This window comes from Flaviaestuariibacter terrae (genome assembly GCF_054777635.1).
Genome location: NZ_BAAHAL010000006.1, coordinates 733,966 through 748,078 on the forward strand (window position 1 = coordinate 733,966; position 14,113 = coordinate 748,078).

Consider the following 14,113-nt stretch of genomic DNA (forward strand, 5'->3'; position numbering starts at 1 on the left):
CCAAGTTGCTGGGCAAAAAAAAGCGGTCAAAAGTTTTGTTTTTCCGTTTTTCTGTGCATCTTTGTCTCGGTTTTTCATAGGATATTGGATTTTACACGAGGCTGGATTTCTATCCGGCCTTTTTTTATGCCCCTCCGGGTATGCTTTTTATACTCATCTGTAGCAATAAGGCGCGCAGCCATTACTTTGCACCTACTTAACCGGACAGAATGAGCAGTTCCATTTTATTGATCGACGACGAGAAAGCCATCCGCAAGACTCTCACCGAAATTCTCAGCTTTGAAGGCTATACCATCGACGAGGCCGGCGATGGCGAGGAAGGCCTGAAGTGTTTCCAGAAAAAGACCTACGACGTCGTGCTTTGCGACATCAAAATGCCCAAGATCGACGGGCTCGAGTTCCTCCAGAAGGCAACCGAGCACAACCCCGACGTGCCGATCATCATGATCTCCGGCCACGGGACGATCGAGACTGCGGTGGAAGCGGTCAAAAAGGGCGCCTACGACTTTATCCAGAAGCCGCCGGACCTGAACCGCCTCCTGGTTACGATCCGTAACGCGAAGGAACGCTACAGCCTTATGGGAGAGAACAAGACCCTTCGGCGCCGCGTGCAGAAAGTGCAGGAAATGGTGGGCGAGTCGGCCGCCATCCGCAAGATCAAGGAAACCATTGAAAAGGTGGCGCCGACCGAAGCCCGGATCCTCATTACCGGGGAGAACGGATCCGGCAAGGAGCTAGTAGCCCGCTGGCTGCACCAGAAGAGTGCCCGCGCCGAAGGACCGCTTGTCGAGGTCAACTGTGCGGCTATCCCTTCGGAGCTCATTGAAAGCGAGTTGTTCGGTCATGAGAAAGGCTCCTTCACCTCGGCCATCAAGCAGCGCATCGGCAAGTTCGAGCAGGCCAATGGCGGCACCCTGTTTCTTGACGAGATCGGCGATATGAGCCTCAGTGCGCAGGCGAAGGTGCTCCGCGCCCTCCAGGAAGGCAAGATCACCCGTGTGGGGGCCGACAAGGATATCCCGGTAGATGTACGGGTAGTGGCGGCAACCAACAAAGACCTGCTTCACGAAGTGGAGGAAAAGCGCTTCCGCCTCGACCTGTACCACCGCCTCGGCGTCATCCTCATTCATGTGCCGGCCCTCAACGAGCGCCGCGAAGACATCCCGCTGCTGGTCAACTATTTCCTGAAAGATATCTGTAGCGATTACGGCATTCCCAAGAAGAGCATTACCGATGAGGCGCTCAAGCTGCTGCAGCAGCACAACTGGACGGGCAACATCAGGGAGCTTCGGAACGTGGTGGAACGCCTGGTGATCTTATCGGGGAAAACCATCCTTCCCGAAGACGTACAGAGCTACGTACTGCCCCACTAAAGGCCATTCCGAACGAAGGAACGGATCGCTTCATCGCTCCGCAGCAGCCGCAGGTTGCGGAAGGAGCGTTGTGCGCCCTGCACGGCGTGGCCCGAAGCAACGATGGTCTTGTCGGGGTAGCGGGTACAAAGTGCTTCGAAATAATCATCGGGCAGCTCACCGGTAAGGTTGGTGATCTGGTGCAGGTAGAAAATGCCCGCGCGGCTGTGTATTTCTTCCGGGAGCCGGAGCGCGTCGATGTTGGCGCCCAGGTAGTATACCTGCCAGCCGTAAAAGCGGAGCAGGTAATTCAGAAAAAGAATGGGCAGCTCGTGGTGCTCGGCTTTCGGGGTGAACAACAGGATCGGCGGGTGCACGGGTACGCGCCGCGGCAGCGCATCGGTTTCCGCGATGATCTTATGCTGGATCATGTACGACGAGAAGTGCTCCTGCGCCGGGATCACGTGGTTGGTGAGCCAGAGATCGCCCACACGCTGGAGGAACGGGAAGAACACCTGGAGCACAGCTTCTTCGAGACCCTTTGCCGACACAATATGGCCAAGGCGCGTACGAAAGGCCGGCTCATCAAACGAAGCCGCAGCGCCGATCAGCGAGAGTACGTCCTGTTCATGCGTGGCGGGCTGCTGCTGGGCAGCGATAACGGTTTCTTCGAGCGCTTCGCGCGAAAGTGCGGCAATCCGCGACACCTTCCAGCCGCCGTGGTAGAGAAAGGCAACCTGCAGGAGTAACCGTAAATCCTCGTTGTCATAGAAACGATGAAGACTGTCCTTCCGCTTGGCGCGGAAGAAGTCATAGCGTTGCTCCCAGATGCGGAGCGTGTGTGCCTTGATGCGGCACAGGTTCTCAATGTCTCGTATGGTGAAGCGTTCCATGTGCTCGGTACCGGCCCCTTTTTAGCAAAACTTTCCGTAATATCGGGCCCGCAACCTATATAAAATAATAATTTTGATCGCTTAAAGATATCCTGATGGCCTTAGACCAGTTCCTGATCGTATTTGGTATTTCACTGCTGATTTTTTTACTTCCTGCCATCGGTTTATACCGCCTGTTCCCGAAAGCCGGCCAGCCGGCCTGGAAGGGCCTCGTTCCGCTGTACAACACCTGGGTGATGCTCGACATCGCCAAGCGTCCGAAGCACTGGTTTTTCTGGCAGTTGATCCCCGTGGTCGGCTGGTTCATCACGCTGGGTATTTATATCGAGTTTGTAAAAGTCTTCGGCAAATGGAGCTTTGCCTCGCATGCACTCACCGCGCTCACGGCCGGTGCTTACATCTCCTACCTGCCTTTCGACGACAGCGCCCGCTACATCGGGCCGGAGCGCGTACGGATGTACAAGAAGCCGGGCTGGCGCGAATGGGTCGATGCCGCCGTCTTTGCGATCGTTGCCGCCACACTCATCCGCATTTTTGTATTCGAGGCCTATACGATCCCTTCGGGCTCGATGGAAAAAACGCTGCTCGTCAACGACTTTCTTTTCGTGAGCAAGTTCAGCTACGGCCCGCGTCTCCCGAATACGCCGCTGGCCATTCCCTTCATGCACAACTACATCCCCGGCACGCGTGCCCGCTCGTATTCGACGGCCATCGAGCTTCCGTATGTACGCTGGTTCGCCTCCCCGGTGAAGCGCAACGACGTGGTGGTGTTCAACTTCCCCGCCGGCGACACCGTGATCAATCACCCCGACTTCCAGTCGCTGCGACCCTATTACGACATCAAGCGGCAGGCCGAGCGTGGCAGCCAGGACGCCCAGTATATTCTTGCGCACCCCGAGGAATTCCCGATCGTGGTGCACCCGATCGATAAGTCGGACAACTACATCAAGCGCTGCGTCGGCGTGAGTGGTGATGTACTCGAGGTACGCGCCGGTCAGGTATTCATCAACGGCACCGCGGCCGAGGCGCCCCCGCGCTCGCAGATCCGCTACCGCGTGGAAACCAACGGCCAGCAGCTCGACGAGGATGTGATGAAGAGCAAGTACAACGTCGACATCAACGATCCCAACCAGGTGGAGCCGAAGGGCCAGAACCAGTTCGACATGATGCTGACGAGCGAAGGACTCCGCAAGATGCAGTCGGACGGGCTGATCAAAAACGTGCGCCCGATCCTCGAGGAGCCGGCCAACGTGCAGCCTGGCTACTGGGGCAACAACCTGTTTCCGTACGACACGCTCCACAAATGGACGGTAGACTATTTCGGCCCGGTATGGATCCCGAAAAAGGGCGCCACGCTGCAGCTGACTCCGCAGAACTACAGCATCTACGAGCGTGCGATCCGCAACTACGAGCACAACGACTTCTACATGCAGAACGGCCGCTTCTTCCTCAACGGGAAGGAAACGACGACCTATACCTTCAAGATGGATTACTACTGGATGATGGGTGACAACCGCCACGAGTCGCAGGACAGCCGCTTCTGGGGCTTCGTCCCCGAAGACCGCGTGGTGGGCAAGGCCTGGATGATCTGGTTCTCCTACGATTCCGGCCCGCGCTGGAACCGCATCTTCCGCATCGTGAAGTAAAGCGCGCATGCACCGAAATGAATTCCTGGAAAAGCCCCGCGATGCGGGGCTTTTTCGCGTCTCCAGGGTTTTCTGTAATATGTCCGTGAAATTGTTTATTTTTAACTGCCCTCCGCGACACGGGGGGCATTTTTGTCTCCATATGTGAACAAGAATGTGTTTCTGAACCCAATGACAAAAAGCATGAAAGAAACCAAATTTGAATTCAACTACAAGGTATACGACAACATCGACGAGCTCGACGAGCAGGAGCAATGGCTTCTCAGCGAAGCCCGCGAAGTGACGGCCAACGCCTATGCGCCTTATTCGCATTTCCAGGTCGGCGCGGTAGCCCGGCTGGCCAATGGCGAGATCATCACCGGCTCCAACCAGGAGAATGCCTCGTTCCCTGTAGGTCTTTGCGCCGAGCGCGTGCTGCTGGCTTCGGCCTCCTCCGTATTTCCCCGGGTACCGGTGGATGTGATCGCAATCTCCTACAAAGGCGAAGGTCACGCTAGCGACCACCCGATCTCGCCCTGCGGCATCTGCCGCCAGTCGCTGCAGGAGTTCGAGTCGCGGCTCGGCCACCCCATTAAGCTGATTCTTGGTGGCATGACGGGCCCGGTATACGTGATCGACAACGCGAAAGCGCTGCTGCCGCTTGCCTTTACGAGCGAAGAGCTCCGGTAAAAGCACCGGATAACGTAGAAAGAAAATGACAAGAGGCTCGCGATGCGAGCCTCTTGTCATTGCGAGCGTAGCGAAGCTCGTTGGCCTTAGTACTAATCGCGAAAAAGCAGACGACCAATGTAATGTTGCGAGTGAGCTACCTTAAACTTCTTTTCGGCGTGTAACCACCCTGCGTAACGCACGGGTTTGCTTCGCTTCGCTCGCAATGACGGAGGGCGTCGCGATGCGACGACCTCCGTAAAATTCTGCGTTATCTGCGTTATCTGCGAGCTAAAAAAGTGTCTGGACCCCGGAAGCCCATTTCGCCTCATGCTCGAGCAGCCACTGCTTGCGGTGCAGGCCGCCGGCATACCCGGTAAGGGAGCGGTCGGAGCCAATGACGCGGTGGCAGGGAACAACGATGGCCAGCGCATTGCGGCCGTTGGCCGTGCCCACGGCGCGGATCGCTTTGAGATCGCCCAGCTGCCGCGAAAGCTCGCTGTAGCTGAGGGTTCTTCCGAAAGGAATCGTGCGCAATTGCTGCCAAACACGCTGCTGGAATTCGGTTCCGGGCTGCTGCATGGGAAAGTCGAAATCGCGGCGGGTGCCGGCAAAATAGGCTTCCAGCTGCGCCACACATTCGGCCAGCTCCGGGGTTTCGTCGTAGGGGCCCTCGAGCGGCTCGTCGCTGAAGTGAATCACCGAAACCTTTCCACCGTCCGAATGGATATGCAGGTAACCGACAGGAGAGGAGATGCATGTTTTCATCACCCGACTTTTTGCCCGTTTGCAATAGTATGACGCGGCTGCAGCAACACCACCTCGCCCGATTCATCGTAGACACCCAGCACAAGGCATTCGCTGAAGAAATTCGCGATCTGCTTCGGCGGGAAGTTGACGACCGCCACGACCTGTGTGCCAATGAGGTTCAGGAGCGTATAGTGCTTCGTGATCTGCGCCGACGAGCGCTTCACACCCAACTCCGGTCCGAAGTCAACCTGGAGCTTGTAAGCCGGCTTGCGCGCGCCTTCAAACACTTCGGCCGCGACGATCGTACCCGTACGGATATCGATCTTTTCGAAGTCTTGCCAGGTAATTGTCGACATAAGGTTTTAAAGATAAAGAAGGATTTTCACCGCGAAGAATGAAGTGAACAAGGGATTCGCGAAGAGCGGCAAAATTGTCCCGCCATCAACCGATACCTGGCTGCAATAATCTTCGCATACCAACTTCCTTACTTATTTTCTTCGCGGTAATAGGTTTTCCCTTCCGCTCGTTAGTCCAGCAGGCCCGACAGCTCGTCGAGCTCGTCTTTCTTGTAGTATTCCTTTTCGTTGTCGAAGCACTTGCCCATTTCCTCGAGCAGCGCCTGGATGACGCGCTTGTTGGAGAAGGGGCGGAAGTAGGAGTGGACCGCGGGCACCTGGATCCGCTTGAAGTATAGCTCGAGGTCCTTATGCGTGAATACCATACCCGACGCGGGGTCGATGAAGAACTCGATCTTGCTGATGGGCTGGTCGAGGTCTTCGGCGCTGTAGCCCGGCTTGAAATAAGCCAGGATAAACTGCCGCGGCACCCCGATGGCGCGTACGGGTATGTCGAGCAGCTCGCAGAGGATCAGGTACAGCAGCCCGTTGCCAACCTGGTTGCCACGGCGGGTTTCGAGGGTCTTATGCAGCAGGAAGTCATTGACGTCCGTATAGGCTGTCTCGGCCCCCTTGAGCCCATAGTACCCATAAAGAATACCGGTAACGATGCGCACCTGCTCGAGCGGCGTGAGGTAGTTATTGAGCTCGAGCCAGATGTTCCGGCGCAGCTTTTCCACTTCCTGCACGATCGAAGCCGTGGTAAGGTCGGGGTATTGAAACTTGGCGGCGAGCAGCGCGCCCACCATCAGGTCGTGATGACCGGCGAGCGACCACTGCCGGAAATCCTCGCGGAGGTCGTTGACATGAAGGCGGTGGATGAGGAGCTCAATGCGTTCCTGCACCCGCTCGCTCACGGTATTCTCCCAGAGGTTCTCGAGGTTGGGCACGATCTGCCGGCCGAACTCCACGATCCGCGTCGACACGGCCCCAAATACTTCTTCGTCCGGATCCTCGATCAGGTGCAACAGGGCATTTATCTCCTTGCTTTGTTCCATAGACACACTATCTCCAATTTGATACCAAGCCGTGCTGGCACACTGCAAGTTTACGCAGCGGACGCTCACTAAAAAACCCAATATTATCCACCATGAAAAAGAGGCCCGGAGGCCTCTGTCTTATTTTTTCTTTGGAGCGGACTTCTTCGGGGAAGCCTTTTTGGCAGCGGCTTTCTTCGCCGGCGCCTTGGAGGCCGCGGCCCGAACCTTCTTGGTGAAGGCGTCCGGCACCTGCTCCTCGATCATCTTTTTCACATTGTCGAGCGGCAGCTGCGCGGCCTGCTCGGGCGTCATCTTTTCGCCCTCCGGTCCGCGTCCGAGCTTCAGCATCTTTTTGCCGAAGCGGATGAACGGGCCCCAGCGGCCATTCTCGATCGTGATCTTTTCTTCGGGCCATTGCTGGATATAGCGGTTCGATTCCTTCTCCAGCTTTTTGCCAACGAGCTCGTTGATATCGTGCTGCGTCAGGTTGTCGAAATCATAGGCCTTCGGCACGTTGATATAGAGATCGCCCCACTTGAGGAAGGGACCAAAGCGGCCCTTGCCTTTTGTAACAGGCTGGTCCTGGTACTGACCGATCGGCGCGTCGGCTTCCTGCTTTTGCGTGATGAGGGCAATGGCGGCGTCGAGGTCCACATCCATCGGGTCGTGGCCTTTCGGAATCGACACGAACTGCTCGCCGAACTTCACGTAAGGACCGAAGCGGCCCGTGTTGACCGATACTTCATGCCCCTGGTACTCGCCGAGGGTTTTCGGCAGCTGGAACAGCTCCATGGCTTCGGCAAGCGATATCGTTTCAATGCTCTGGTTCTGTTTCAGCTTGGCGTAGCGCGGCTTTTCCTCGTCCTCGGTCTTGCCGATCTGCACCATCGGGCCAAAGCGGCCCATACGCGCGATCACGGGCTTGCCGGATACGGGATCGGAGCCAAGATCGCGCTCGCCGGAGATGCGCTCGGCGGTCTCGATCGTCTTGTCCACATCCTGCTTGAAGGGACTGTAGAATGCGCCGATCATCTTGTTCCACTGCAGCTTGCCCTGCGCCACCTCGTCGAATTCCTCTTCGATGCGGGCCGTGAAGCCGTAGTCCATGATGTCGTCGAAATATTGCTTCAGGAAGTCGGTCACCACCATACCGAGGTCGGTGGGGAACAGCTTGCTTTTTTCGGCACCTGTATTTTCACTGTCGGTGCGCTTCGAGATCTCGTCGTTGCGGAGCGTCAGCACGCGGAACTCGCGGCGAACACCGTCCTTGTCGCGCTTCTCCACGTAGCCACGCTTCAGGATCGTGGAGATGGTAGGCGCATAGGTTGAAGGGCGGCCGATACCAAGTTCCTCGAGCTTTTTAACGAGCGAGGCTTCCGTGTAGCGGGGCTGCGGGCGCGTAAAGCGCTCGATGGCGCTCATGGCGCGGAGGGGCAGCTGCTGGCCCGGGCGGAGCGGCGGAAGCATGCCTTCCTTTGTTTCGCTGTCGCCTTCCGCGGCTTCGACTTCCTCGTCGGAGCTTTCGCGGTATACCTTCATGAAGCCCTCAAACTTCAGCACTTCGCCTTCGGCCTGCAGCTCGGCGCCGTTGGTGGAGATTCCGATCTTGGCGATCGTCTTCTCGAGCTCGGCGTCGGCCATCTGCGACGCCATCGTGCGCTTCCAGATCAGCTCATACAGACGGCGGGTATCCGCGTCGTCGATGGTCGTTTGCTGCATATAGGTCGGGCGGATGGCTTCGTGGGCTTCCTGTGCCGACTCGTTCTTGTTTTTGTAGCGGCGGCTCTGGTGGTAGCGCGGACCATACATCGACGTCACAGCGCCCTGGATGTCGCCACGGGCGGTGTCGCTCAGGTTGACGCTGTCGGTACGCATGTAGGTGATGAGACCGCTTTCATAAAGGCGCTGCGCGAGCAGCATCGTGCGGGCCACACCGTAGCCCAGCTTGCGGCTTGCTTCCTGCTGCAGGGTAGAGGTGGTAAAAGGCGCGGCCGGGGAGCGGCGCGTCGGTTTTACCTGGATGTCTTTTACCGTATAGGTAGCGCCTTTGCAGCTTTCGAGAAATGCTTCGGCGTCTTCGGCCTTATTGAATTTGGAGCCTTCCGCCTTGAACGAAACGGGGCGGCCGCCGGCGTCATCGGCCGTGAATTGCGCCTCGAGCTTGAAGGAGCTTTGCACGGCGAAGGCGTTGATCTCGCGCTCGCGCTCCACGATGATGCGCACGGCCACACTCTGCACGCGGCCGGCAGAGAGGTTGTTCTTCATGCTCATCTTGCGCCACAGCACGGGGCTCAGCTCGAAGCCTACAATGCGGTCGAGCACGCGGCGCGCCTGCTGTGCGTTGACAAGGTCCATATTCACCGTGCGGGGATTCTGCACGGCTCCGAGGATCGCCGGCTTGGTGATCTCGTGGAAGACAATACGTTTCGTAGTAAGGGGGTCGAGACCCAGCACTTCACACAGGTGCCAGGAAATTGCCTCTCCTTCGCGGTCCTCATCCGTCGCGAGCCACACCTCTTCGCTCTTACGCGCGAGGGATTTGAGCTCGGAAACGACCTTGATCTTGTCGTCGGATACTTTATAGTGCGGTCGGAATCCGTTCTGCACGTCGATGCCCATATCGCCTTTCTCAAGGTCGCGGATATGGCCATAGCAGCTTTTCACCTCGAAGTCCTTACCCAGGATCTTCTCGATGGTTTTTGCTTTCGCAGGAGACTCCACAATTAAAAGGTTCTTCGCCATACTTCTTCAAGGTCCGTTGTTTTCCGGTCAGGGCAACGGGTGATTTTACGGCAAGATTAGGACATTTTCATTTAGCGGGCCGATCAACGGTCCCGCTTCGCTGCCGGCTCACTTCATCTGGAGGGCCATGCTTTCGGCGAGTCGGATCGCCCAGCGCGTGTATTCCTTGCCCGAGGGATGGAGCGCGTCGACGGCCAGCAGCGACGGGTCCTGCGCGGCCTCGCGGGTGCCGGGCGTGATGTCGATAAAGTGCGCGCCGTGCTGCGCCGCCAGGGCCCGCGCGGCAGCGTTGAACTGGTCGATCTCCTGGGCGATCCGGTCGGCATCGAGCTCCTTCTCCCGCGAGAAGGGCGTAACGCCGTAGTCGGGGATGGACAGTAGAAATACATGGGATGCCCTTCCATGCGCCAGCTGCACGGCGCGGTCGAGGAGGGCGCCGCACTCCGGCGCAAAGTCTTCGACGCTGCGCCCGCGGTATTGGTTGTTGACCCCGATCAACAGGCTCACGAAATCGTACTGGCGCAGGAAGGTATAGCCTTCAAGCGCCGCCTGCAGCTCGTCGGTCGTCCACCCGGTGCGGGCGATGATCTCGGGAGGCGCCATGTGCACCTTGTCGCGCCGCAGGTGCTGCACGACCTGGTAGGGAAAGCTATCCGGGATCGCGACGGACTCGCCGATGGTATAGGAATCGCCGAGGGCGAGGTAGGTGTACAGTTTCTCCATGGGATAAATGTAAGCGGAAAACGGGGTGAGCGCGTGAGCAGGTGAGCGGTGAACAGGTGCGTATGTAACAGGGAGGCGTTGAAATGGATCGGACGCTCACCGATCACCCGCTCACTGTTTACTCAGAAAATCCACCACCAGCTTCACGACCGAAGGGTCGCGGTAGATGCGGCGGTGCCCCAGGCCTTTTGTAATATGGAAGCGCACGTTGGACTGGGTGGCCTTACGGGCGGGGGCGACGTCGGACAGCGGCGTCATGTCGTCGTCTTCATCGTGCACCCACAGGATCGGGAATGTGAGGTGCGGAAGGGCCCGCGGCACGGAGAACCATTCAGCCGGATGACCGCCCTGCGTAGCGATGAATTCGTCGAAGGCGGGGCGCAGGGACCCGGGGATCTTCAGGAAATCGAAATACATATCGATCGCCGTTCGTGTCTCTGTGGCCGGGGCGATGAGCACCGCGCGGGTGTCGGCTGTGTAGCCCTGGTCTTCGAGGGCAAGGCAAACCGAGAGGCCGCCGAGCGAGTGCCCAAGGAAGCATTGTACCGGCCCGAAGCGGTCGCGGATGGCCTCGATGAACTCCATGTAGATCCGCACGTTCATCTGCTCGCCCGTGCTGCGGCCGTGTGCCGGCGCATCGAAGCCAAGCACGCAGAACCCCCGATCGACCAGCGGCTGTATGTATTGCTCGAAGTTGACGATACCCGACTCGAATCCATGCAGGATCAGCACCCTGCGTGACCCGCTTGCATTCCAGCGATAGCCCTGGATATCGAAGTCCTGGAAACGGAACTGCAGCGACTCGGCCTGGCGGTAGCGTTCCGGCAATTCCTTGCGGTTGCGGTACTGCGGTGTTGTAAAAAGCTGGAAAGCCGCCCTGGCCGCGCGCTTTTTCGAAAGCAGCGTCAGCACGCGGAAACGGAGCCGGACAAGCGAAAGGGCGAGCTTTTTCTGGAAAGACATGTAGATCGATTCGGGGCCAAAACTAAGCCTAGAATCATGGAACTTCGCAGAATGCGCATCGTCATCATCGGCACCGGCAATACAGCCACCATTCTTGGAAGAAAACTGAAGGCGGCAGGCCACCAGATCGTACAGGTCTTCGGACGAAACGCCGCGGCGGCCAGCGCACTTGCGTACGAGCTTGGCTGCGCCTCGGCGAATTACTGGACCATTGTGGACCGTACCGCGGATCTGTACCTGCTGGCCGTTTCGGACCTGGCGGTGGAAGAGCTGCGGAAGGAGCTCGATCTTCCCGATGCCACGCTGGTGCACACTGCGGCCTCGGTGCCGCTCGACACTCTGAAAGGAGCCGCCGGGCACCACGGCGTTTTTTACCCCCTGCAGAGCCTCCGGAAAAACAGCAGCCGCCTTCCCGATATCCCGGTGCTGGTGGATGCCGGCGACAGCGACACGCTGCAGCTCCTCGAGGAGCTCGCCCACAGCATCAGCGGGCAGGTAGCCACCGCCGACGACGCAGCCCGGCTCCGCCTGCACCTCGCGGCTGTTTTCTGCAACAACTTCGTCAACCATATCTATACATTGATGGAAGACTGGTGCGCGCGGCAGGGGCTTGACTTTGGCCTGCTGCGCCCGCTCATCCGCGAAACGGCGGAACGTGCGCTTGAGGGCTCGCCGCGGCAAAGCCAGACGGGGCCGGCGCTTCGGCACGATACAGCCACGATCGGGCGCCACCGGCGTCTCCTCGCCGGCGAGCCGCGGCTGCTGGCGCTCTATGACCTGTTTACGGAAAGTATCCAGGCATCCGGCCGGTAGTTTGTGACCGTAGTTCGGGAAGTGCGGCGCGGAGGGCGTACTTTTGCCGCCGAAACGAACGACTGATGTATACGATCAAATTCAACTTCGAGCAGGCAGGCCTCCAGCCGGTGACGCTGGAGAACGTACAGCCCGGGCACAGCCTGCTGGAAGTGGCCCTCATGAACGATATCGACCTGCACCATAACTGCGGCGGCGTCTGCGCCTGCAGCACCTGTCATTTATATGTGAACAAAGGAGAGGACTTCCTCGAAGAGCTGAGCGACCGCGAGGAGGATTTCATCGACCGCGCCGTCAACCCGCGCCTCAACTCGCGTCTTGGCTGCCAGTGCCTGCTGCTCGAAAACAGCGGTACCGTAGAAGTAACCCTGCCCGATCAAACCCAGTTCCTGGGCGAATAATCACCGAATCGCTATTTTCATCCCCCTGTTATGAGCCATTTCGAGCCCCCCATTAACTGGTCCGACTACGAAGACATCGCGCTGAAGCTGTACGAAAAGTTCGGCGATGACTTTACCGAGAGCAAAATCTACCGCATCCGCTTCACCGACCTGCTGGAATGGGTGCTGACCCTGCCCGGCTTCGTCGGCACACGCGAGCAATCGAACGAAGGCCACCTCGAGCGCATCCAGAGCGAATGGGTGTACGAGTGGCGCGACAACCAGAAATAGATCGCGGATCTCTGATGCAGGATGTCTGATGTAAAAGATGTCTTTCAAATCAGACACCCGACATCCTACATCCGACATTATATATGGAGCTGCTCGATCAATTCAAGACTGTTAAGACCTTTGTCTTCGACGTGGACGGTGTGCTGACCGACAGCACCGTGCTGCTGCTCGAGAACGGGCTACAGGCGCGGCGTATGAGCATCAAGGACGGCCTGGCGCTGCAGCTCGCGCTCCGTAACGGCTACCGCGTGGTGATCCTTTCGGGCGCCTACTCGGCACCGGTGGTGGAGCGGATGCAATACCTCGGGCTCACCGATATCTACACGGCGATCAAGGACAAGAAAGCCTTTCTCGAGCGCTTTGCCGCGGAGCAGGGACTTGAGCTGGGCAACCTGCTGTTCATGGGCGACGACCTGCCCGACCTGCCGGCGCTCGGGGTTGCCGGGCTGCCGTGCTGCCCCGCCGACGCGGTGCCTGAAATACGGGCCGCGAGCCGCTATATCTCCACGCAAAAAGGAGGGGAGGGCTGTGTGCGCGAGGTGATCGAAAAGGTATTGCGTCAAAACGGGCACTGGCACTACGAGGCCGGGCTCACCTCCAAATAATCCGGCATGAAATCGATCGCTGCGTTTTTCCGACTGGTGCGCTGGCAGAACCTGCTCTTCATCGTGCTGACGCAGCTGCTGTTTTATTTCTGCGTGTTCGTTCCCCTGTACCATCCTGTTGTACCGCCGGTGCGCCTTGCCTGGCTTATCGCCGCATCGGTATTCATCGCGGCCGCGGGCTACATCATCAACGATTACTTCGACCTGAACATCGACCAGGTAAACAAGCCGAATAAGAACGTCATCAACCGCATCATCCCGCGGCGCTGGGCCATTCTGTGGCATGCGGTGCTGAGCGGGCTGGGTATCGTGGCAACGGTATACGCGGTGGGCTTTCACAAAGGCTACCTGATCTTCGCCAACATCGCGGTGGTGCTGCTGCTCTGGCTTTATTCGACCTCGCTGAAGAAGAAGCTTCTCGTGGGCAACATTCTTATCTCGGTGCTCACAGCCTGGTCGATCCTCATCCTCTTTTTTGCGCAGGTTCCGTTCCGGGCTGCCTTCGGCGCCACGCAGGACGCTGCCACGGTCAAGTATTTCCGCATCGCCTTTCTGTACGCGGGCTTCGCCTTTGTGCTGTCGCTCATTCGCGAAGCCATCAAAGACGTGGAAGACATGGAAGGCGATCGCCGCTACGGCTGCCGCACGCTGCCGATCGTTACGGGTCTCGTTGCTACGAAGGTGTATACAACGGTCTGGATCGTGGTGCTGCTTGGCGCGCTGATCATCCTGCAGCTGTATATACTGCAGTTCCGCTGGTGGACCGCGGTGATTTACTCCGTTTTGTGCGTGATTTTTCCCCTGATATTCCTGTTCTTTTCCCATTTGCGGGCCAGCACGACGTCCGACTTTAGCAGCCTGAGCCGCCTGGCGAAAGGAATCATGCTGGCGGGGATCCTGTCGATGCTGTTCTTCCGTCTGTATTTTTGAGC

Annotated in this window: 15 protein-coding genes; 8 read left to right on the forward strand and 7 right to left on the reverse strand. The window is 58.3% G+C overall.

Going from position 1 to position 14,113, the window contains the following annotated elements:
* The first annotated feature begins 209 nt into the window (after positions 1 to 209).
* Entirely contained in the window at positions 210 to 1,373 is a 1,164-nt protein-coding gene (locus tag ACYU7Z_RS03935) for a sigma-54-dependent transcriptional regulator (protein WP_460567581.1), read from the forward strand.
* On the opposite strand, the gene ACYU7Z_RS03940 is transcribed toward ACYU7Z_RS03935, so the two are convergent.
* Positions 1,370 to 2,245 (reverse strand): MerR family transcriptional regulator, encoded by an 876-nt coding sequence (locus tag ACYU7Z_RS03940; RefSeq protein ID WP_460567583.1) that lies wholly within the window; start codon positions 2,243 to 2,245, stop codon positions 1,370 to 1,372. The two genes, ACYU7Z_RS03935 and ACYU7Z_RS03940, sit on opposite strands and share 4 nt — an antisense overlap.
* A gap of 95 nt (positions 2,246 to 2,340) precedes the next feature.
* Between ACYU7Z_RS03940 and lepB the strand changes: the two genes are divergently transcribed.
* Together lepB and ACYU7Z_RS03950 are read left to right on the forward strand one after the other, a co-directional pair.
* Positions 2,341 to 3,891, forward strand: a complete 1,551-nt coding sequence (gene lepB / locus ACYU7Z_RS03945; RefSeq protein ID WP_460567585.1) for a signal peptidase I — start codon at positions 2,341 to 2,343, stop codon at positions 3,889 to 3,891.
* Between the two features lie 183 nt (positions 3,892 to 4,074).
* On the forward strand, positions 4,075 to 4,560 hold the full coding sequence (locus ACYU7Z_RS03950) for a cytidine deaminase family protein (protein WP_460567587.1): 486 nt from the start codon (positions 4,075 to 4,077) through the stop codon (positions 4,558 to 4,560).
* 270 nt (positions 4,561 to 4,830) lie between these two features.
* Here the strand turns inward: ACYU7Z_RS03950 and ACYU7Z_RS03955 are convergent, their stop codons facing one another.
* From ACYU7Z_RS03955 to ACYU7Z_RS03980, 6 genes are all read right to left on the reverse strand, one after another.
* Positions 4,831 to 5,307: a methylated-DNA--[protein]-cysteine S-methyltransferase gene (locus ACYU7Z_RS03955; RefSeq protein ID WP_460567589.1), complete on the reverse strand. Its 477-nt coding sequence runs from the start codon at positions 5,305 to 5,307 to the stop codon at positions 4,831 to 4,833.
* Positions 5,307 to 5,645: a tRNA-binding protein gene (locus ACYU7Z_RS03960; protein ID WP_460567591.1), complete on the reverse strand. Its 339-nt coding sequence runs from the start codon at positions 5,643 to 5,645 to the stop codon at positions 5,307 to 5,309. Before ACYU7Z_RS03960 ends, ACYU7Z_RS03955 begins: the two co-directional genes overlap by 1 nt.
* Before the next feature lie 170 nt (positions 5,646 to 5,815).
* Complete coding sequence (locus ACYU7Z_RS03965) at positions 5,816 to 6,682, reverse strand: transglutaminase-like domain-containing protein (protein ID WP_460567593.1); 867 nt, start codon at positions 6,680 to 6,682, stop codon at positions 5,816 to 5,818.
* A 120-nt stretch (positions 6,683 to 6,802) separates the two neighbouring features.
* Entirely contained in the window at positions 6,803 to 9,385 is a 2,583-nt protein-coding gene (gene topA / locus ACYU7Z_RS03970) for a type I DNA topoisomerase (protein ID WP_460567595.1), read from the reverse strand.
* Between the two features lie 129 nt (positions 9,386 to 9,514).
* Positions 9,515 to 10,129 carry an SGNH/GDSL hydrolase family protein gene (locus ACYU7Z_RS03975; RefSeq protein WP_460567597.1) on the reverse strand — a complete coding sequence of 205 codons (615 nt, stop codon included), beginning with the start codon at positions 10,127 to 10,129 and terminating at the stop codon, positions 9,515 to 9,517.
* A gap of 111 nt (positions 10,130 to 10,240) precedes the next feature.
* Positions 10,241 to 11,092, reverse strand: a complete 852-nt coding sequence (locus tag ACYU7Z_RS03980) for an alpha/beta hydrolase (RefSeq protein ID WP_460567599.1) — start codon at positions 11,090 to 11,092, stop codon at positions 10,241 to 10,243.
* A gap of 36 nt (positions 11,093 to 11,128) precedes the next feature.
* Here ACYU7Z_RS03980 and ACYU7Z_RS03985 point away from each other — a divergent pair, with 36 nt between their 5' ends.
* From ACYU7Z_RS03985 to ACYU7Z_RS04005, 5 genes are all read left to right on the forward strand, one after another.
* Positions 11,129 to 11,905 (forward strand): Rossmann-like and DUF2520 domain-containing protein, encoded by a 777-nt coding sequence (locus ACYU7Z_RS03985; RefSeq protein WP_460567601.1) that lies wholly within the window; start codon positions 11,129 to 11,131, stop codon positions 11,903 to 11,905.
* Between the two features lie 65 nt (positions 11,906 to 11,970).
* A complete protein-coding gene (locus tag ACYU7Z_RS03990) occupies positions 11,971 to 12,306 on the forward strand; it encodes a 2Fe-2S iron-sulfur cluster-binding family protein (protein ID WP_460567603.1) in 336 nt (111 codons plus the stop codon).
* A gap of 30 nt (positions 12,307 to 12,336) precedes the next feature.
* Positions 12,337 to 12,576, forward strand: coding sequence for a Fe-S cluster assembly protein IscX (gene iscX, locus ACYU7Z_RS03995; protein ID WP_460567605.1), 240 nt, complete (start codon positions 12,337 to 12,339; stop codon positions 12,574 to 12,576).
* A gap of 83 nt (positions 12,577 to 12,659) precedes the next feature.
* Positions 12,660 to 13,181, forward strand: coding sequence for a KdsC family phosphatase (locus tag ACYU7Z_RS04000; RefSeq protein ID WP_460567607.1), 522 nt, complete (start codon positions 12,660 to 12,662; stop codon positions 13,179 to 13,181).
* Positions 13,182 to 13,187: 6 nt separating this feature from the next.
* Positions 13,188 to 14,111 carry a geranylgeranylglycerol-phosphate geranylgeranyltransferase gene (locus ACYU7Z_RS04005; RefSeq protein ID WP_460567609.1) on the forward strand — a complete coding sequence of 308 codons (924 nt, stop codon included), beginning with the start codon at positions 13,188 to 13,190 and terminating at the stop codon, positions 14,109 to 14,111.
* Positions 14,112 to 14,113 lie beyond the last annotated feature (2 nt).